The 17,819-nt window shown below is 72.5% G+C and carries 22 protein-coding genes; 3 read left to right on the top strand and 19 right to left on the bottom strand.

Annotated elements, in window-relative coordinates; genetic code table 11:
* Nucleotides 1-17: 17 nt before the first annotated feature.
* The 5 genes from AC6EI4_RS13370 to rpsB all read right to left on the bottom strand — a co-directional run bounded on the left by AC6EI4_RS13370 (nucleotide 18) and on the right by rpsB (nucleotide 4,189).
* Nucleotides 18-875, bottom strand: a complete 858-nt coding sequence (locus AC6EI4_RS13370; protein WP_498451746.1) for a phosphatidate cytidylyltransferase — start codon at nucleotides 873-875, stop codon at nucleotides 18-20.
* Between the two features lie 11 nt (nucleotides 876-886).
* Nucleotides 887-1,441, bottom strand: a complete 555-nt coding sequence (frr, locus tag AC6EI4_RS13365) for a ribosome recycling factor (protein WP_498422268.1) — start codon at nucleotides 1,439-1,441, stop codon at nucleotides 887-889.
* A 45-nt stretch (nucleotides 1,442-1,486) separates the two neighbouring features.
* Entirely contained in the window at nucleotides 1,487-2,200 is a 714-nt protein-coding gene (gene pyrH / locus AC6EI4_RS13360) for a UMP kinase (protein ID WP_498421992.1), read from the bottom strand.
* A gap of 179 nt (nucleotides 2,201-2,379) precedes the next feature.
* The gene (gene tsf, locus AC6EI4_RS13355; protein ID WP_498421993.1) at nucleotides 2,380-3,192 is read right to left on the bottom strand and encodes a translation elongation factor Ts; all 813 of its coding nucleotides are present in this window, start codon (nucleotides 3,190-3,192) and stop codon (nucleotides 2,380-2,382) included.
* Nucleotides 3,193-3,235: 43 nt separating this feature from the next.
* The gene (gene rpsB / locus AC6EI4_RS13350; protein ID WP_498421995.1) at nucleotides 3,236-4,189 is read right to left on the bottom strand and encodes a 30S ribosomal protein S2; all 954 of its coding nucleotides are present in this window, start codon (nucleotides 4,187-4,189) and stop codon (nucleotides 3,236-3,238) included.
* 407 nt (nucleotides 4,190-4,596) lie between these two features.
* Here rpsB and AC6EI4_RS13345 point away from each other — a divergent pair, with 407 nt between their 5' ends.
* Nucleotides 4,597-5,196, top strand: a complete 600-nt coding sequence (locus AC6EI4_RS13345) for a M23 family metallopeptidase (protein ID WP_498451745.1) — start codon at nucleotides 4,597-4,599, stop codon at nucleotides 5,194-5,196.
* Here the strand turns inward: AC6EI4_RS13345 and AC6EI4_RS13340 are convergent.
* The 12 genes from AC6EI4_RS13340 to rpsP all read right to left on the bottom strand — a co-directional run bounded on the left by AC6EI4_RS13340 (nucleotide 5,181) and on the right by rpsP (nucleotide 14,462).
* Nucleotides 5,181-6,107, bottom strand: a complete 927-nt coding sequence (locus tag AC6EI4_RS13340; RefSeq protein WP_498451744.1) for a tyrosine recombinase XerC — start codon at nucleotides 6,105-6,107, stop codon at nucleotides 5,181-5,183. The genes AC6EI4_RS13345 and AC6EI4_RS13340 overlap by 16 nt on opposite strands.
* 24 nt (nucleotides 6,108-6,131) lie before the next feature.
* The gene (gene dprA / locus AC6EI4_RS13335) at nucleotides 6,132-7,268 is read right to left on the bottom strand and encodes a DNA-processing protein DprA (protein ID WP_498451743.1); all 1,137 of its coding nucleotides are present in this window, start codon (nucleotides 7,266-7,268) and stop codon (nucleotides 6,132-6,134) included.
* Nucleotides 7,265-8,854, bottom strand: coding sequence for a YifB family Mg chelatase-like AAA ATPase (locus AC6EI4_RS13330; protein ID WP_498451742.1), 1,590 nt, complete (start codon nucleotides 8,852-8,854; stop codon nucleotides 7,265-7,267). Before AC6EI4_RS13330 ends, dprA begins: the two co-directional genes overlap by 4 nt.
* Complete coding sequence (locus AC6EI4_RS13325) at nucleotides 8,854-9,228, bottom strand: YraN family protein (protein WP_498422004.1); 375 nt, start codon at nucleotides 9,226-9,228, stop codon at nucleotides 8,854-8,856. The genes AC6EI4_RS13330 and AC6EI4_RS13325 overlap by 1 nt, the downstream gene beginning before the upstream one ends.
* 123 nt (nucleotides 9,229-9,351) lie before the next feature.
* The gene (locus AC6EI4_RS13320) at nucleotides 9,352-9,660 is read right to left on the bottom strand and encodes a DUF2469 domain-containing protein (protein WP_460798039.1); all 309 of its coding nucleotides are present in this window, start codon (nucleotides 9,658-9,660) and stop codon (nucleotides 9,352-9,354) included.
* On the bottom strand, nucleotides 9,657-10,406 hold the full coding sequence (locus tag AC6EI4_RS13315) for a ribonuclease HII (protein ID WP_498422006.1): 750 nt from the start codon (nucleotides 10,404-10,406) through the stop codon (nucleotides 9,657-9,659). Before AC6EI4_RS13315 ends, AC6EI4_RS13320 begins: the two co-directional genes overlap by 4 nt.
* A 12-nt stretch (nucleotides 10,407-10,418) precedes the next feature.
* Nucleotides 10,419-11,228 carry a signal peptidase I gene (gene lepB / locus AC6EI4_RS13310; protein ID WP_498451741.1) on the bottom strand — a complete coding sequence of 270 codons (810 nt, stop codon included), beginning with the start codon at nucleotides 11,226-11,228 and terminating at the stop codon, nucleotides 10,419-10,421.
* A gap of 36 nt (nucleotides 11,229-11,264) precedes the next feature.
* Nucleotides 11,265-11,615: a 50S ribosomal protein L19 gene (rplS, locus tag AC6EI4_RS13305; RefSeq protein WP_498422009.1), complete on the bottom strand. Its 351-nt coding sequence runs from the start codon at nucleotides 11,613-11,615 to the stop codon at nucleotides 11,265-11,267.
* Between the two features lie 231 nt (nucleotides 11,616-11,846).
* On the bottom strand, nucleotides 11,847-13,007 hold the full coding sequence (gene trmD / locus AC6EI4_RS13300; RefSeq protein ID WP_498451740.1) for a tRNA (guanosine(37)-N1)-methyltransferase TrmD: 1,161 nt from the start codon (nucleotides 13,005-13,007) through the stop codon (nucleotides 11,847-11,849).
* Nucleotides 13,008-13,586 (bottom strand): ribosome maturation factor RimM, encoded by a 579-nt coding sequence (rimM, locus tag AC6EI4_RS13295; protein WP_498422014.1) that lies wholly within the window; start codon nucleotides 13,584-13,586, stop codon nucleotides 13,008-13,010.
* Between the two features lie 130 nt (nucleotides 13,587-13,716).
* Nucleotides 13,717-13,959, bottom strand: a complete 243-nt coding sequence (locus AC6EI4_RS13290; RefSeq protein ID WP_498422269.1) for an RNA-binding protein — start codon at nucleotides 13,957-13,959, stop codon at nucleotides 13,717-13,719.
* A gap of 5 nt (nucleotides 13,960-13,964) precedes the next feature.
* Nucleotides 13,965-14,462, bottom strand: coding sequence for a 30S ribosomal protein S16 (gene rpsP, locus AC6EI4_RS13285; protein ID WP_498451739.1), 498 nt, complete (start codon nucleotides 14,460-14,462; stop codon nucleotides 13,965-13,967).
* A gap of 211 nt (nucleotides 14,463-14,673) precedes the next feature.
* On the opposite strand from rpsP, the gene AC6EI4_RS13280 reads away from it, so the two are divergent.
* On the top strand, nucleotides 14,674-15,300 hold the full coding sequence (locus AC6EI4_RS13280; protein ID WP_498422018.1) for a hypothetical protein: 627 nt from the start codon (nucleotides 14,674-14,676) through the stop codon (nucleotides 15,298-15,300).
* Nucleotides 15,301-15,338: 38 nt separating this feature from the next.
* The gene (locus AC6EI4_RS13275; RefSeq protein WP_498451738.1) at nucleotides 15,339-16,334 is read left to right on the top strand and encodes a response regulator; all 996 of its coding nucleotides are present in this window, start codon (nucleotides 15,339-15,341) and stop codon (nucleotides 16,332-16,334) included.
* Here the strand turns inward: AC6EI4_RS13275 and AC6EI4_RS13270 are convergent.
* Nucleotides 16,331-17,410, bottom strand: a complete 1,080-nt coding sequence (locus AC6EI4_RS13270; protein ID WP_498422024.1) for an amidohydrolase family protein — start codon at nucleotides 17,408-17,410, stop codon at nucleotides 16,331-16,333. The two genes, AC6EI4_RS13275 and AC6EI4_RS13270, sit on opposite strands and share 4 nt — an antisense overlap.
* Nucleotides 17,411-17,428: 18 nt before the next feature.
* Complete coding sequence (locus AC6EI4_RS13265) at nucleotides 17,429-17,797, bottom strand: hypothetical protein (RefSeq protein WP_498422027.1); 369 nt, start codon at nucleotides 17,795-17,797, stop codon at nucleotides 17,429-17,431.
* Between the last annotated feature and the right edge of the window lie 22 nt (nucleotides 17,798-17,819).

The raw sequence follows: 17,819 nt of genomic DNA, 5'->3' as shown, positions 1-17,819 counted from the left end.
GGAGGTCGCGCGTCAGCTCACAGCACCAGGTAGTGCAGCAGCAGCCAGGTGGGGGCGATGGTGGCGAGCAGAGAGTCGAGACGGTCCATCAGGCCGCCGTGGCCAGGCACGATCTGGCTCATGTCCTTGACCCCGAGGTCGCGCTTGATCACCGACTCGCACAGGTCGCCCAGGGTGGCCATCACCACCACGATCAGGCCCAGGACCACGCCCACCCACCAGTCGCCGTCGAGCAGGTAGACCACCAGCAGCCAGCCGGCGACCACGCAGGCAACCGCGGAGCCGGCGAACCCCTCCCACGACTTCTTGGGCGAGATCACCGGCGCCATCGGGTGCTTGCCGAACAGGACACCGGCCACGTAGCCGCCGGTGTCGGAGGCCACGGTGACCAGGATGAACGCGACGATGCCCTTGGCGCCGTCGTCCTCGGCCAGCAGCAGGGCCACGAAGGAGCCGAGGAACGGGACGTAGACGAGGGTGAAGACCGCGGCCGAGGCATCGCGGACGTAGCCGTCGACTCCCCCGCCCAGGCGCAGCAGCATCAGCACCAGGGCGGTCACGGCGGTGGCGGTGACCAGCGCGGGGGCGCCCCAGAAGTAGGCCACCACCACCATCACCACACCGCCGACCATCAGCGGCCGCTCGGGCAGCACGATCTGCTTGGCGCGCAGCCCCTGGTGCAGCTCCCAGATCGCCACCACGACCGCGGCGGCCACGATGAACATGAACGCCGTCTTCCAGAAGTACAGGGAGAGCGCGACGGCCCCCAGCAGGACCACCGCGGAGGTGATCGCGGCCGGCAGGTCGCGGCCGGCTCGGCCGTGGCCCGCAGGGGCCGGTTGCTGGGGTGGGGACGAGGGAGAGGAGTCGGTCATCAAGGGGTGGCTCAGACCTCGAGCAGCTCGGCTTCCTTGTGCTTGAGCATCTCGTCGATCTGATCGGTGTGCTGCTTGGTCAGCGCGTCGAGCCGCTTCTCGGCGCCCGTCACGTCGTCCTGGCCGACCTCGCCGTCCTTCTCCATCTTGTCGAGGGTCTGCTTGGCGTTGCGGCGGATGTTGCGCACCGAGACCCGGCCGTCCTCGGCCTTCGCCTTGGCGACCTTGATGTACTCCTTGCGACGCTCCTGGCTCAGCTCGGGGAACACGCAGCGCATCGTCTTGCCGTCGTTCGAGGGGTTGACGCCGAGGTCGGAGTCACGCACCGCCCGCTCGATGGCACCCATCGCCCCCATGTCGTAGGGCGAGATCAGGATGATGCGGGCCTCGGGCGCGGTGAACGACGCGAGCTGCTGGATCGGCGTGGGCGAGCCGTAGTAGTCGACCAGGATCTTGTTGAACATGCTCGGGTGCGCACGACCGGCCCGGATCGCCGCGAACTCCTCGCGCGTCGCCTCGACGGACTTGGTCATCTTGTCGTCGGCCTCGTTGAGGACTTCCTTGATCACGGGTTCTCCTTGTGTCGTGTGGTGCGTGGGGGCGTCGACGGCTCAGTCGCGCGAGAGCGTGGTCCCGATCTTCTCACCTGTGACCGCGCGGCCGATGGTGCCCGTCTCGGAGAGGTTGAAGACGATCATGTCCATGTCATTGTCGCGGGCCAGGCTGACCGAGGTGGCGTCGGCGACCAGGAGGCCCCGGGCCAGGAATTCGTCGTAGGTCAGGGCGTCGAACTTGACCGCGCTGGGGTTCTTGTGGGGGTCGGAGTCGTAGACGCCGTCCACGCCCTGCTTGCCCATCAGGATGACCTGGCAGCCGATCTCGAGGGCCCGCTGCGCCGCCACGGTGTCGGTGGAGAAGAACGGCATGCCGGCGCCGGCGCCGAAGATCACGACCCGGCCCTTCTCGAGGTGACGGATCGCGCGTCGCGGGATGTAGGGCTCGGCGACCTGTCCCATCTCGATGGCGGTCTGGACCCGGGTCTCGACGCCGTGCTTCTCGATGAAGTCCTGCAGCGCCAGGCAGTTCATCACGGTGCCGAGCATGCCCATGTAGTCGGCGCGCGCGCGCTCCATGCCGCGCTGCTGGAGCTCGGCCCCGCGGAAGAAGTTGCCGCCACCCACCACGATCGCCACCTCGGTCCCCCCGCGGGCGACGTCGGCGACCTCACGGGCGATGTTGTTGATGACGTCCAGGTCGAGCCCGACCTTGCCACCGCCGAACACCTCGCCCGACAGCTTGAGCAGCACTCGCTTGTATGCGGTCACTGGAGATTCCCTTCGTACGGCGGTTGGCGGGCGGTTCGCGGCGGTGACCGCTCAGCGCCCGGGGTCGTCTGCACAGCGAAGGAGGCCGGCCCGACGATGACTCCGATGTTCTCGGATCATGTGGGACCGGCCTCCTCGAGCTCGGACCGCCGGCGGGCGGTCCGAGCAACCTTACTGGGTCAGGCGCCGACCTCGAAGCGCGCGAAGCGCTTCAGGGTGGTGCCGGACTCGTCGAGCACCTTCTGGACCGACTTCTTGTTCTCGGTGACCGAGGGCTGCTCGAGCAGCACGACGTCCTTGAAGAAGCCGTTGAGCCGGCCCTCGGTGATCTTCGCGATCGCCTGCTCGGGCTTGCCCTCCTCACGCGAGGTCGCCTCGGCGATCTCGCGCTCCTTGGCGACGATGTCGGCGGGGACCTCGTCGCGGGTGAGGTACTGCGGGCGCATCGCGGCGACCTGCATCGCGGCGCCGCGGGCGGCGTCCTCGTTGCCTTCGTACTCCACCAGCACGCCGACGGCGGGCGGGAGGTCGCTGGCACGCTTGTGCATGTAGACCACGACCGGGCCGTCGAAGTACGCGACGCGACCGAGCTCGATCTTCTCGCCGATCGAGACGGCCAGGTCGTGCACGGTCTCGCCGACGGTCTTGTCGCCGAGCTGGACGGCGCTGAGCGTCTCCGCGTCGCCGGCCTTGGCCTCGGCGGCCGCGTCGGCGATCCGCTGCGCGGTGGCGATGAACTCGTCACCCTTGGCCACGAAGTCGGTCTCGCAGTTCAGCTCGACCAGGGCGCCACCGGAGGTGGCGACCAGACCGGCCGACGCCTCGCGCTCGGCGGCGCGCTCGGCCATCTTCTTGCCACCCTTGATCCGCAGGATCTCGATGGCCTTGTCGAAGTCGCCCTCGGCCTCGGTGAGCGCCTTCTTGCAGTCCATCATGCCGGCGCCGGAGAGCTCACGGAGCTTCTTGACGTCAGCGGCGGAGATGTTCGCCATGGTCCTTCTTCCTGGAAGTAGTCGAAAGCGTTGCGCGGGCGCGTCAGGCCGGGGCGTCGGTGGACGTCTCGGCGGGAGCGTCGGCGGACGCCTCGGCGGGAGCGTCGACAACGGCCTCGGCGGCAGCGTCGGACTCGGCGGCCTCGGTGGACGCACCGGTCGCCTCGGAGGCGGGAGCCTCGGCGGCGGCGTCGCCACCGGTCGCCTCGACGGCGACCTTCTCGGCGTCACCGGTGAGCAGCTCGCGCTCCCACTCGGCCAGGGGCTCGGCAGCGGTGGTGCTGTCCGCGGCCTCGGCCTTGCCACCGGAGCGGGCGATGAGGCCCTCGGCGACGGCGTCGGCGACCACGCGGGTCAGCAGGCCGACCGCGCGGATGGCGTCGTCGTTGCCCGGGATCGGGAAGTCGACCACGTCGGGGTCGCAGTTGGAGTCCAGGATCGCGATGATCGGGATCCGCAGCTTGCGGGCCTCCTCGACCGCGAGGTGCTCCTTGTTGGTGTCGACGATCCAGACGGCGGACGGGGTGCGGCCCATCTCGCGGATGCCGCCGAGGGTCTTGTCGAGCTTGTCGCGCTCCCGCTTCATCTGAAGCAGTTCCTTCTTGGTGCGACCCGAGCCCGCGACGTTGTCGAAGTCGAGCTCGTCGAGCTCCTTGAGGCGGTTGATCCGCTGGTGCACGGTCTGGAAGTTGGTGAGCATGCCGCCCAGCCAGCGCTGGTTGACGTAGGGCATCCCGACGCGCGTCGCCTGCTCGGCGATGGCCTCCTGGGCCTGCTTCTTGGTGCCGACGAACATGATCGTGCCGCCCTTGGCCACCGTCTCCTTGACGAAGGCGAAGGAGCGGTCGATGTAGGCCAGCGACTGCTGCAGGTCGATGATGTAGATGCCGTTGCGCTCGGTCATGATGAAGCGCTTCATCTTCGGGTTCCAGCGACGGGTCTGGTGTCCGAAGTGGACGCCGCTCTCGAGGAGCTGGCGCATGGTCACGACTGCCATGAGGGTTTCTCTCCTGTTGTGTGGAGGCACCGCCGCTGGTGCCCGCCCTTCAGCAGGACGGACCGGTGATGCTCTCCGGTTGTTTTCAGTTCCTGCGACCGACGGGTGCCGGTCGCCCTGACGCTCGTACGGGAACCCCACCCGCCAGAGCTTGCGCTCAGGGCCGGGACCGAGGGTCGCCGCCCGCGGAAGACCGGGCCGGCGAGGAGCATGCCGGACCGCCACGGAGGACGTGCGTGCGAAGTCAGTCCAGAGGACTGCTGGTGGCAGCGTAGTCCACCTCCGGGGGTACTCGCCAATCCGCACGGCGGCCCAGCGGCCGCGCACAGGGGCGCCCGGCAGGGCCCTTGTCCACAGGCCCCCGGTAGGCGGCCCCGGGCCCGTGCGAGGGACGGCACCGTGGGGTCATGCGTCGTTCCTGGATCCTCGTGCCGCTGTTGCTGATGCTGCTCGTGGGGGCTCCTGCCGGGGCCCAGGGCGAGGCGCCCTCCGACCTGGTCGGGCGGGGAGTCTGGCCGCTGCGGCCCGAGCCCGAGGTCACCGCGGCCTTCCGCCCACCGGACTCCGCATGGGGGCCCGGCCACCGCGGCGTCGACCTGGCGGGCTCACTGGCCCAGCCGGTCGTCGCGGCGCTGCCGGGACGCGTGGCGTACGCCGGCCGGCTGGCCGGTCGTGGCGTGGTCACCGTGGACCACGGCGAGACCCGCACGACCTACGAGCCGGTGCAGGCCTCGGTCGCGGTCGGCGACGTGGTGGCGGCGGGGAGGCGGATCGGGACCCTGGAGCTGGCGGGCTCCCACTGCTTCCCGCGCGCCTGCCTGCACTGGGGCTGGATCCGCGACCGGACCTACCTCGACCCGCTGCTGCTGGTCGGTGGCCAGCCGGTGCGGCTGCTGCCACTGTGGGGCGACTCCCCCGTGCCCGCGGCGCCGCGGGAGAGCTCGCCGCTGCCGTCCTGGCGCCTCCCGCTGCCCTACGCCGACTGGCTGGCTCAGGCCCTGGGGTGAGCCTGCTGGTAGGCCCGGCGCAGACGATCGGTCGTGACGTGGGTGTAGATCTGCGTGGTGGCCAGCGAGGAGTGGCCCAGGATCTCCTGCACCGAGCGCAGGTCCGCCCCGCCCTCGAGCAGGTGGGTGGCGGCGCTGTGACGCAGGCCGTGGGGGCCGATGTCGGGCGCCCCGGCCACCTCCGCGATGCGCCGGTGCACCAGGGTGCGCACGGCGCGCTGGTCGATGCGCCGCCCGCGCACCCCGAGGAAGAGCGCGTCCCCGGATCCGTCCCCGCTCAGCTCAGGTCGCCCGCGGGCGATCCACTCATCCAGCGCGGTCGCGGCCGGCTGCCCGAACGGGACGCTGCGCTCCTTGCGCCCCTTGCCCAGCACCCGCACCACGTTGCGCTCGCGGTCCACGTGGTTCACGTCGAGCCCGACGAGCTCGCCGACCCGGATGCCGGTGGCGTAGAGGAGCTCCAGCATGGCGACGTCGCGCAGGCCGGTGGGACCGGCGTCGACGAGGGTGATGGCCGCTTCGAGCAGCCCGCTCGCCTCGTCGGGGCGCAGCACCGGGGGCAGGGTCCGGTGTGCCTTCGGTGAGCGCAGCGAGGAGCCGGCGTCCGTCGCGGCCCGCCCGGTGCGGGCGGCCCAGGCGGTGAACACGCGAGCGGCCGTGGCACGACGCGAGATGGTCGTGCGGGACTTGCCCGTGCTCTGCTGCAGCGCGAGCCAGCTGCGCAGCGTGCGCAGGTCGAGGTCGGAGACCTCCACCAGCCCCATTCGCGCCGCGTGGCGCAGCAGCCCGGCCACGTCGGCCATGTAGGCGCGCACCGTGTGCGGGGTGAGGTCCCGCTCGGAGGCCAGGTGCCGCTCGTAGTCCCCCAGCGCCCGGGCCATCGGCTCGGGCAGGTCCTCGTCCTCGGCCATCGGCCCAGCATAGGGCGCCGCGAGTCACCGCGCCGCGTCCGCGAGCCGCCAGCCGACCCCGGACTGCTCGACCAGCCCCAGCCTGGCCAGGGCGCCCAGGGTCGCGCGGACCTCGACCAGCCCGATGCCGGCCGTGCGGGCGATCGAGTCCACCGGCGCGCCGCTCACCACCGGCACGGCGTCGAGCGTCTGCAGCTGACGCGTGCTGAGCCGGTCCCGGGCCCGCGCCGGTGCCCGCGCCACCTCCACGAGATGCTCGCCCGCTCCCCCGACCTGCTCCAGCACCTCCTGGCCGCTGGTCACCAGCGTCGCCGCTGCGCTGCGGATCAGCTGGTGCACGCCCTGGGAGGGGGCGCTGGTGACGGGACCCGGCACGCCCATCACCGGCCTGAGCAGACGCTCCGCCCAGTTGGCGGTGTTGAGCGCGCCGCTGCGCAGCGCCGCCTCCACCACCACCGTGCCGGCGGTGAGGGCCGCGATGATCCGGTTGCGGGCCAGGAAGCGGACGCGCGTCGGGGCACAGCCCGGTGGTGCCTCCGAGACGATCGCCCCGTGCTCGCCCAGGTGCGCGAGCAGCTGGCGGTGGGCCGCCGGATAGACCCGGTCGGCGCCGCAGGCGAGCACGGCCACCGTCGGTCCCCCACCGGCCAGCGCGCCGCGGTGGGCGGCCTGGTCGATGCCGAACGCGGCCCCGGACACGACGCAGTGCCCGGCCCGCGCGACCACCGAGGCGATCTCGGCCGCCGTGTCCGCCCCGTAGGTGGTGGCCGAGCGGGAGCCCACGATCGAGACCGACCGCTCGAGCTGGTCGAGCCGGATCGGGCCCCGGACCCACAGCCCGAGCGGGGGCCCGCCGCGCTGGTGCAGCGGCTCCGCGCCCAGGAGGTCCTCCAGGCGCGTCGGCCACTCGGCGTCGCCGGGGACCACGAAGCGGATGCCGAGGCGGGCGGCCTGGTCCAGCTCGCGGCGCGGATCGACCTCGGCCATCCGCGCCGCGGTGTCGCTGAGCAGGCCCCCGAGGTCGCGCTCCGCGGCCAGGTGGTCGTGCACCCGCACGGCGCCCACCTCCGCGACCAGCGCGATCAGCCGCGGGTCACCCGGCTCGGTGATCCGGTTGAGCGCCACGCGGGCCAGCCGCTCGGCGTCCGGCGCCCCGCTCATCGGGTCGCCCTCTCCAGGCTGGCCAGCGCGAGCGGGTCCCCACTGCGCAGGCACAGCGCCGTCACGAGCTCGGCGATCCCGGGTTGGTCGAGCTCCCGCAGGTCGGTGACCGTCCAGGAGAGCCGGTGCACTCGGGTGGCCCCCCGCCTGCTCAGCCGCCCGGCGTACATCTCGTCGTCGAGGCGCTCCTGCGCCTGCGGGGTCAGCGGCCACCGTTCGCGCAGCACCGGCCCGGGCGCGTGCGCGTTCAGCCGCCAGGTCCGCCCGGCGTAGCGCCGGTGCTGGCGCTCGCGCGCCCGCTCCACGCGCTCCAGCACGCAGGCCGAGGACTCCCGCTCCGCGAACGGGTCACGGGCCTCGTGCGGGCGCACCGGCAGGACGTGGCGCACGATGTCGATGCGGTCGGCGAGGGGGCCGGTGATCTTGCGCCGGTAGTCGCGCCGGCGCACCTCGGTGCAGGTGCAGCGGTTCTCGCTGGCCGTGGGGTGGAAGTCGCCGCACGGGCAGGGGTTGCACGCCAGCACGACCATGCCCCGGGCCGGGAAGGTCGCCGACTCCTCGCCGCGCGAGATCGTCACCTCCCCGCTCTCCAGCGGCTGGCGCAGCGCCTCGATGACGTCGGCGTTGAACAGCGGGAACTCATCGAGGAACAGCACCCCGCAGTGGGCCCTGCTGACGTCGCCGGGGCGGACCCGGCCCGAGCCGCCACCGAGCAGCCCTGCCTTGCTCGCACTGTGATGGGGGGCGAAGAACGGCGGCCGGACGATCATGTCGTCGCCGGGCTCCAGCGCACCGGCCAGCGAGTGGATGGCGGTGATCTCCAGGGACTCCTCCGGGCTCAGGTCGGGAAGGATGCCGGGGATCCGCTCCGCCAGCGTGGTCTTGCCCGCGCCCTTGGGCCCGGAGAGCAGCAGGTGGTGCCCGCCGGCGGCCGCCACCTCCACCGCGTAGCGGGCGTCGTGCATGCCGACGAGGTCGGCGAGGTCGAGCTCGCCCATCCGGTCCTGGCCGCGCCACGTCAGCAGGCGGTTGCCCGACATCGGCGCCACCGGCGCGGCCTCGGGGACCTCCGTGCCGCGCAGCTCGGCCACCACCTGCGCCAGCGAGCGCATCCCGAACACCGACATCCCCGGCACCATCGCCGCCTCCCGGGCCTGCGGCTCGGGCACGAACACCCGGGCGATCCCGCGGGCCGAGGCGGCCAGCACCATCGGCAGCACCCCGGGCACCGAGCGCAGGCCGCCGTCGAGGGTGAGCTCGCCGAGGAACACCGTCTGGGCCAGGGACGCGCGCGGTACCTCGCCCGCGGCGGCGAGGACGGAGACCGCGATCGCGAGGTCGAAGTGGGTGCCGCGCTTGGGCAGGTCGGCCGGTGAGAGCAGGATCGTCACGCGCCGGGTGACCGGCCACGGGAAGTGGCTGTTGGACACCGCCATCCGGCAGCGGTCGCGGGCCTCGTTGAGGGCCGAGTCGACGCGCCCCACGAGCGTGGTGCCGACCATGCCCGGGGAGACGTCGGACTGCACGTCGATGAGGTGTCCCAGCGCCCCCTGCAACGAGACGGTGTGGGCGGTGGCGAAGGGCATCAGCCGATCCCCCGCACGTGCTCGATCACCGAGGGCCCGCGACGCGGCCGGACGATGCCGACCATGTCGAAGCGGACCTCGACCGCCTGGAGCCGGTGCTCCTGCAGCCACCGGGCGCCCAGCCGGCGCAGCCTGCGCAGCTTGACCTCGTTGACCGCCTCCAGCGGGCCGCCGTAGTCGAGCGAGGTGCGCGTCTTGACCTCGCAGATCACCAGCACATCGCCGTCGCGCAGGACGAGATCGATCTCGCCCGCCTCGCACGACCAGTTGCGGTCCAGCACGACCATGCCCTGCGCGCGCAGGTGCCGGGCCGCCAGCGTCTCGCCGTAGTTGCCGAGCGCGAGCCTGCGCGCCGCCGATGCCGAAAGTGTCATGTCGACCTCCTCGACCCAGCGTGGCGCCAGGACGAGGCGAACGGCGGCTGCGTGCCGGGGCCTGTGGAGGAATCCGGGCGGCTCGACCCCTGTGGACACCAGGTGGTCTCGCCGGCCGGCTGGCTACACCTTCGGCGGGTCGATCTCCGAGGGCGCGAGCTCCTCGACGTTCACGTCCTTGAACGTCAGCACCTTGACGTTCTTGGCGAACCGCGCGGGGCGGTACATGTCCCACACCCAGGCGTCGCTCATCGACACCTCGAAGAAGACGTCGCCGACCTCGGTGCGCGCCTTCACGTCCACCTGGTTGCACAGGTAGAAGCGGCGATCAGTCTCGACGACGTACTTGAAGATCCCGACCACGTCGCGGTACTCGCGGTAGAGGTTGAGCTCCATCTCGGTCTCGTACTTCTCGAGATCCTCGGCACTCATCGCGACTCCTGGACAGAACGTATGGCGGGTGGACATGGCGCGCTCGCCGGCGCGACCGGCGGACTACCGAGCATCCCACAGTCCTCGCCCGGTTCCAGGCCCGCCGCTCGGCGCACGTTGACGAAGCGCCTGCGGTGCACCTCGCAGGGCCCGTGCTCGGTCAGCGCCGCGGTGTGCACGTCGGTGATGTAGCCCTTGTGGGTCTTGAAGTCGTACGCCGGGTACTCGACGTCGAGCTCGCACATGATCCGGTCGCGGGTGACCTTGGCGAGCACCGAGGCCGCCGCGATGCAGGCCGCCACCCGATCCCCCTTCCACACCGCCAGCCCCGGGACCCCGAGTCCGTCCACCCCGAAGCCGTCGGTCAACACGTAGGCCGGGCGGACCTCGAGCAGGGCGACCGCCCGGCGCAGCGCCTCGATGTTGGCCACGTGCATGCCGAGACGGTCGCACTCCTGCGGCCCGATCACCACCACCGACCAGGCCACCGCCCGCTTCACGACCTCGTCGTAGCAGCGCTCCCGGGCCCGCGCGGTGAGCAGCTTGGAGTCGGCCAGCCCCGGGATGACGCCCCCCTTGCCGGGCGCCAGGATCGCCGCGCCCGCGACCAGGGGGCCCGCGCAGGCACCGCGGCCCGCCTCGTCGACGCCCGCGATCGGCTCGATGCCGACCCGGCGCAGCGCCCGCTCGTAGCCGTACAGGCCGGCGTCGCGCCGTACGGTCAGGCCCCGAGGCAGCTCACTCACGAGACCAGGTCCTCACTGGGCGTCGGGCACGTCCGCGAAGGCGTCGGGCCGGTCCAGCCAGTCCCAGTGGTCGCGCGGCCACACCAGCGCGAACACCTTGCCGACGACCAGGTCCTCGTCGATGAACTCGTCGCCGGGCACGCAGTCGCTGACCTCGTCGGGGCGCGCGCACATGTGGAAGGAGGAGTCCGCCGAGTGGTCGCGGTTGTCGCCCATCACGAAGATGTGGTCCTCCGGGACCGGCCCGGCCTTCCAGTTGCACGAGGACTTCATCGGCCCGGCGCACTGCGCGGTCGAGCCCTCCTTGGTGAAGCCGGACTCATCGATCGCGACGCCGTTGATCTTCAGGCGGCCCTGCTTGTCGCAGCACTCGATGACGTCGCCCTCCACGCCGATCACCCGCTTCACCAGGTGTCCACCCGAGGGGTACAGCCCGATGGTGGCCATCAGCTTGGCCAACGGGTTGGTGGGACCGGCCGACTCGACGTCGTTGAGCCAGCCGCCGGGGTCCTCGAAGACCACGACGTCACCGCGCTGCGGGGTGCCGCCTGCCCAGTAGGAGGGCTTCTGCACCAGGATCCGGTCGTTCTTGACCAGCCCGGGCTCCATCGACTGCGAGGGGATGTAGAAGGCCTGCAGGAACAGCGCCTTGATCGCCACCGCGAGCACCAGCGCGGTGACCAGCAGCAGGATCGTCTCCTGCCACAGCGGCAGCGCCTTGCGCGTCTTCGCGGCCGCGGGGCTGCCCGAACGCGAAGACCGCGACCCCGGCTCCTCGTCGGTCTCGACGTGGGGAGCGGGATCGCGGTCTTCGGGAGTCACGCGCAGAGCGTAGCCACAGGGCGGATGAGCCGAGGCTCAGGCCTCGCGGCGCTCCTTGATCTTCGCCTTCTTGCCGCGCAGGTTGCGCAGGTAGTACAGCTTCGCGCGACGCACGTCACCGCGGGTCACGACCTCGATCTGCTCGAAGATCGGGGAGTTCAGCGGGAAGGTGCGCTCGACGCCGACGCCGAACGAGACCTTGCGCACGGTGAAGGTGCGGCCGACGCCCGAGCCCTGGACGCGGATCACGACGCCCTGGAAGATCTGGACGCGGGCGCGGTTGCCCTCGACGACCTTGACGTGGACCTTGATGGTGTCGCCGGCGCGGAAGTCCGGGACGTCGGCGCGCTTCTGCGCGTTGCCGAGCTCGGCAATGACGTTGCTCATGTCTGCTCCTCACGGATGCCACAGGCCAACCGCGAAATCGGTTCGAACGAGAAGGCCCGGTACGGGTGGCCGGCGGCGTCGACTCCCCCTGTGGCAGGAGAACAGACGCGGACACCCCGTGCGTGATCCCGGAGCTGCCCTTCGGCCGACTGGGCCGAGGATAGAGTCTGCCACAGTCAGGGACGCGTCAGCCAATCCGGTGGCCGCCGCCCCGTGGCCGCGTGGGGGCGATCAGCCGCGGGCGCGCCGCTTCACCAGCCTCGGCGTCCCGGCCGGCGACCGGCCGGCGGGCCGGTAGCCGACCCGGCGGGCGAAGCGGACGACTGCCTCGCTCCCGGCCCCGACGCACAGCTCGTACGACGTGGCGGCGGGCGCCGCGGCGTCCTCGGCGTGGCCCAGCAGGGTCCGCCCGATCCCCCGCCCCTGCAGGTCGGGCACCACGAGCAGCCGGCCGATGAGCCAGGCGGAGCCGTCCAGCCGGGCGCGGACGGCACCGACCAGCCGGCCCTCGCAGTGCAGCACCCAGGTCTGCCACTGCTCGAGGCCGCGGCGTACGTCGTCGAGGCTCTCGTGGAGTGCCGCGCGGGGCGCGTCGGGGTCGTCGAGCAGGTCCTGGACCAGGCACGCGCGCTGGAGCACCATCAGCTCCCCGGCGTCACCGCGGGCGGCCGGGCGCAGCCACCCGGACACGTCGGCGACGCTCAGCGCCGCGGCCGGGTGCGCCAGGTCGGGGCGTCGCTCGGCGGTGCGGCGCAGCGCCTGCTCGTGGCGCCACCGCGTGATGGCGCCGTGGTTGCCGCCCATCAGCACGGCCGGCACGTCGAGCTCGCGCCAGGTGGCCGGCTTCGTGTAGACGGGGTACTCCAGCAGCCCGTCCTCGTGCGACTCCTCCAGCAGGGAGGCGGGGTTGCCCATGAACCCCGGGATCAGCCGCACCACCGCCTCGGTGATGGCCAGCGCCGCCACCTCTCCGCCGTTCAGGACGTAGTCGCCGATCGAGATCTCGCGCACCTCGGTGCGGGTGGCGGCGTGGTCGATGACGCGCTGGTCGATGCCCTCGTAGCGCCCACAGGCGAAGATCAGGTGCCGTCGCTGGGCCAGCTCGCGGGCCAGGGCCTGGGTGAGCGGCTGGCCGGAGGGGGTCGGCACCACCAGCGTCGCGTCGTCGAGCCCCAGGTCGTCCAGCGCCTCGCCCCACGGGCCCGGCTTCATCACCATGCCTGCGCCGCCGCCGTAGGGGGTGTCGTCCACGGTCCGGTGCCGGTCGTGCGCCCACTCGCGCAGGTCGTGGACCTGGATGTCCAGCAGGCCGCTGGCCCGCGCCCGCCCCGCCAGGGACAGCTCCAGCGGCGCGAGGTAGTCGGGGAAGATCGAGACGATGTCGATGCGCACTCAGTCGCCGTCCTCGTCGTCGGGGAAGGGGCTCACCAGCCCCGGTCGGTCCGCGATGACCACCCGCCGAGCGTCCAGGTCGACCTCGGGCACGAGCTGGGCGACGAACGGGACCAGAGCCTCACGACCCTCGGGCGTCCTGACCGTGAGCAGGTCCTGGGCGGCGCCGTGGGCCACGGCCGTGACCTCCCCCAGGAGGGCGCCCGAGACGTCGTGGGCGGCCAGCCCGATGAGCTGGTGGTCGTAGAACTCCTCGGGGTCCTCGGGCCGGGCGTCGAGCGGCAGGTCGGCGTAGAGCACGATCCCGCGCGCGGCCTCGGCCGCGTTGCGGTCCCCGATCTCCGCGAAGGTCAGCAGCAGCACCTGCTGGTGCCACCGCGACCCGGTGACCGTCAGAGAGCGCAGCGGCGAGGCGGAGCCGGCGGGCGGCTGGGCCCTCAGCGTGGCGCCGGTCGCGAACCGCCGGGCGGGCTCGTCGGTGCGGACGTCGACGGTGACCTCGCCGCGCAGGCCGTGCGGCTTGCCGATGCGGCCCACCACGACCTCGATCGTGTCCTGATCCGACCCGGAGCGCTCCACGCAGGTTCCCTCTCTCGAAGCCGGGGCCCGCGGCCCCGGCATGAATGTGACGTGCGGGCGTCTCCCCCGTGGGACGCCGAATGGGTGCCGCCCCGGTGAGGGACGACACCCATTCTGTCGCGGACGAGCCTCAGCGGCGCCGGTCCACGTCCACGAAGTCGATCCGGGCACCGCCCCGACCGGCCAACGCGGAGATCACCGTGCGGAAGGCGGTGGCCGTCCGGCCGTTGCGGCCGATGACCTTCCCCAGGTCGTCGGGGTGCACCCGGACCTCGAGGAGCGATCCGCGGCGCAGCTGCTTGTCCTGGACCGAGACGTCGTCGGGATTGTCGACGACTCCGCGGACCAGGTGCTCGAGCGCCTCGGCGAGCATCATGCTCAGGCCTCGGTGCTCTCAGTCTCGGCAGCAGCCTCGGCGGGCTTCTCCTCGGCCTTGTCAGCCTTGTCCGCCTTGTCAGCCTTGTCAGCCTTGTCCGCCTTCTTGGCGGCCGGCTTCTCAGACTTCTTGGTGACCGCGTCACCCTTGGCGGAGCTGTGGGCCTCGGCGAGCGCCTCGTTGAAGATGTCGAGCTTGTCGCGCTTCGGCTCGGCGACCTTCAGGGTGCCCTCGGTGCCGGGGAGACCCTTGAAGGTCTGCCAGTCACCGGTGATCTTGAGGATGGCGGCGACGGCCTCGCTCGGCTGCGCGCCGACGCCCAGCCAGTACTGCGCCCGCTCGGAGACGACCTCGATGTACGAGGGGTCCTCCTTGGGGTGGTACTTGCCGATCTCCTCGATCACCTTGCCGTCGCGCTTCTTGCGTGCGTCGACGACGACGATGCGGTACTGCGGCACTCGGATCTTGCCCAGGCGCTTCAAACGAATCTTGACGGCCACGTTTGTGGTGTCTCCTCGGAAATTGTGGTGGGTGAGAACTCCCGGACAGGGTGGGGACCAAGCGGTCGTCCTCCATGGGCGCTGCACTGCCGGTTGAGAGGGACCGTCAGTACAGGACTCAGCCCGTCATTGTGCCAGATGTCGCACGGCCCTCGGAAATCCCGCCCCCGGAAGCCCCACGCGGGACCGCGTTGCACGCCATCATGACGCCATGAGCACGCCTTCACCACCTCTCCCCCCGGCGGGGCCGCCCCCTCCGCCCTGGGCGCCGTTCCCCGCTCCGGCGCGCCCGGCGCGTCCGAGTGCGTGGTGGTTCGCGGTGGGCGGGGCGCTGGTGGTGGCCGGCGCGCTCTGCGGCTTGGGTCTGCTGGTCTGGACGCTGCTCGGACTCGTCCGGACCGACACCGCGGTCCCGGTCGACGGCCGGGCCCATGCCGTGAGCGTGGCCACCGACCGGGACCGGATGCTCTGGTACGACACCTCGCGTCCCCGACCCCGGTGCACGGTGACCGACGCCGCCACCGGCGAGGCCGTCGCCCTGCGCCCGCCGGGCGCGAGGATGACTCGGAGCGTCGGGTCCGCCAGCTGGCTCGCGCTGCATCGCTTCGACCCCGGTTCGGGCGAGCTCGAGGTCGCCTGCACGGAGACCGCGAGCGGACCTGGCAGGACGGAGGTCGAGATCGGGCCCGCCCCCCGGATCGCGGCGCTGCTGGGCGGCATCGCCGCCGCCGTGCTCGTCCCGCTCGTGCTGGGCGCCTCGGGACTGCTGCTGCTCGTGCTCACCGCCGTCCGCTACGCCACCGGCGAGCCTCGCCAGAAGGAGACTGCTGCGTCGTGACCTCTCAGATCGCCGCCGAGACCGCCGATGCTGTGGCCATGGCAATTGCCCCGGCCCCGTCCCCCGCGCCCGTGGCACTGGTCGTAGAGGACGACGAGGACACCGCCGATCTCCTCGACGTGGTCCTTACGCAGGCCGGGTTCTCCGTCCTTACCGCCACCAACGGCGCCGACGGCATGGCGCTGGCTCTGCTGCACCGCCCGGCCCTGGCCACCATCGACATCTCGATGCCGGGGATGGACGGGCTGGAGGCGACCCGGAGGATCCGCGAGTTCAGCGGCACCTACATCGTCATCATCAGCAGCCGCTCCGCCGAGCAGGACATCCTGGCGGGCTTCGACGCCGGGGCCGACGACTACGTCCCCAAGCCGATCCGGCCCCGGGAGCTGCAGGCCCGGCTGGCCGCGGTCGCCCGGCGCCCGGTCGCCGAGGTGTCCGCCGAGCCCGCCGAGCCCGCTGCGACGGCCTGGGCCGTGGCCGAGGAGGACCCCGAGCGCTCGGCGTACCACCAGCAGGTGCGCGCGGGTGCGCGACCCGACAGCGTCGCGCCCTGCGACCCCGCGCCGGAGGCCTCCGGCGACGAGGCGGATCCAGACGAGGACGAGCAGGGCGAGGACGGGCGCAACGGGATGCTCGGGCTCGGGATGCGCTTCGTCGGCAGCTGGGTGGAGTTCAACGGCCTGCGGATCAACCCCGCCCGCGCCCTGGTGGTCGTCGACGACCGCCTCGTCGACCTCAACTCCCGGCAGTTCGACCTGCTCCAGCTGATGCTCTACTCGGGGACCCGCACCCGCACGGCCCGTTACCTCGCGCTGCAGCTGCGCGGCGAGACCGAGGCCAACTCCCGCACCCAGCCCTTCCACGACCGCGACTGGATCGACGCGATGATGGAGAACCTGCTGAACCGGATCGGCGAGCAGCCGGAGGCGCCGCGCTGGGTCGAGGTCCGGCCGCGGTCCCGCTACCGGCTGGTCCAGCCGGCCCCGCCGGCCCCGCCGGAGGAGTCCCCCACGGCGGCTCCCGAACCGGGCTAGGCCACCACCCGGCCGCGCAGGATCACCCGGCTCGGCGAGTAGAGCACGCTCGGATCCGCGACGGGGTCGCGCTCGAGCACGACGAGGTCGGCCGGGGCCCCCTCCGCGAGGGTGGCCTCGAAGCCGAGCCACTCGCGGGCCCGCCATGACGCCGCGGCGACGACGTCCGCGGCGGGCAGGCCCAGCTCGACCATCGCCAGCACCTCGCCGGCCAGGTGACCGTGCCGGGACGGGCCGCCCCCGTCGCTGCCCACGTACAGCGCCACGCCCGCCTCCCAGGCGCTCATCAGCACCTCGCGGCGCTGCGCGTAGAGCTCCTCCATGGTCGCGGCGTAGGCCGGGAACCGCTCGGCCCCGGCCTCGGCGAAGCCCGGGAACTTCGCGGTCTGCATCACCGTCGGCACCAGCGCGACCCCGGCGGAGGCCATCCGCTCCACCTGGTCGAGCCCGAGGCCGGTGCCGTGCTCGATGCAGTCGATGCCCGCGTCGAGGAGCCCCGGGAGGACGTCTCGACCGAAGCAGTGCGCGGTCACCCGGGCCCCCTCGGCGTGCGCGGCCGCGATCGCCGCGGCGAAGGCCTCGGCCGGGAACGACGGAGCCAGGTCGCCCTCCTCGCGCGAGATCCAGTCGCCCACCAGCTTGACCCAGCCGTCGCCGGCACGGGCCTGCTCGGCCGCCCGGGCGGGGAGCTCCTCGGGCTCGATCTCGAGGCCGTAGTTGCGGATGTAGCGCCGGGTCCGGGCCAGGTGGCGCCCGGCGCGCACCAGCCGCGGCAGGTCGTCGCGTTCGTGCACCCAGCGGGTGTCGGCGGGCGAGCCGCAGTCGCGCAGCAGCAGCGCGCCGGCGTCGCGGTCGGCCAGCGCCTGACGCTCGACCTCGTCGTCGTCGACCGCTCCCCCGTCGTCGAGGCCCAGGTGGTTGTGGGCGTCGACGAGGCCGGGCAGCACCCAGCCCCGGGCGACGGTCTCCGCACCGGCCTGCGGCTCGTAGGTGACCCGCCCGTCGACGACGTAGAGGTCGCGGACCTCGCCGTCGGGCAGGACCGGACCGTGGACGCGGAGGACGGGAGCGCTCATGCCCGGGGAGGCTACCGCTCAGAGACGGTCGAGCAACCAGGACGGGGCCAGCGCCATCGCTCCGAGGCCCTGGACGCGGGCCTGCAGCATCCGGTCGGCGGTGACGACGGTGACCCGGTCACCGCGCTCGGCGGCCTCCTTGGCCTGCGCCACGATGGTCGCGTCGCCGTCCCGGGGCGCGTGCACGGTCCGGACGTGGCCGTCCCGGCCTGCAGGCACGCCGCCCTTCGCGGCGCCCTCCAGGACCAGCACCACGACGTCGTGGGGCGTGGAGGCGACCAGCAGCCCCTCGTGCAGGCGGCGGGCGGCTCCGGCACGGTCGCGCCACCAGCCGTCGGGACGGCTGCCCACGACGTTGGCGCCGTCGACGACCAGGACGGTGGCCACTACCGGCTCACTTCAAGACGGG

The sequence above is a fragment of the Nocardioides sp. Z43_10 genome, assembly GCF_059766615.1.
The sequence above is the reverse complement of the archived record's forward strand: the minus strand, read 5'-3'. Positions and strand labels throughout refer to the sequence as shown.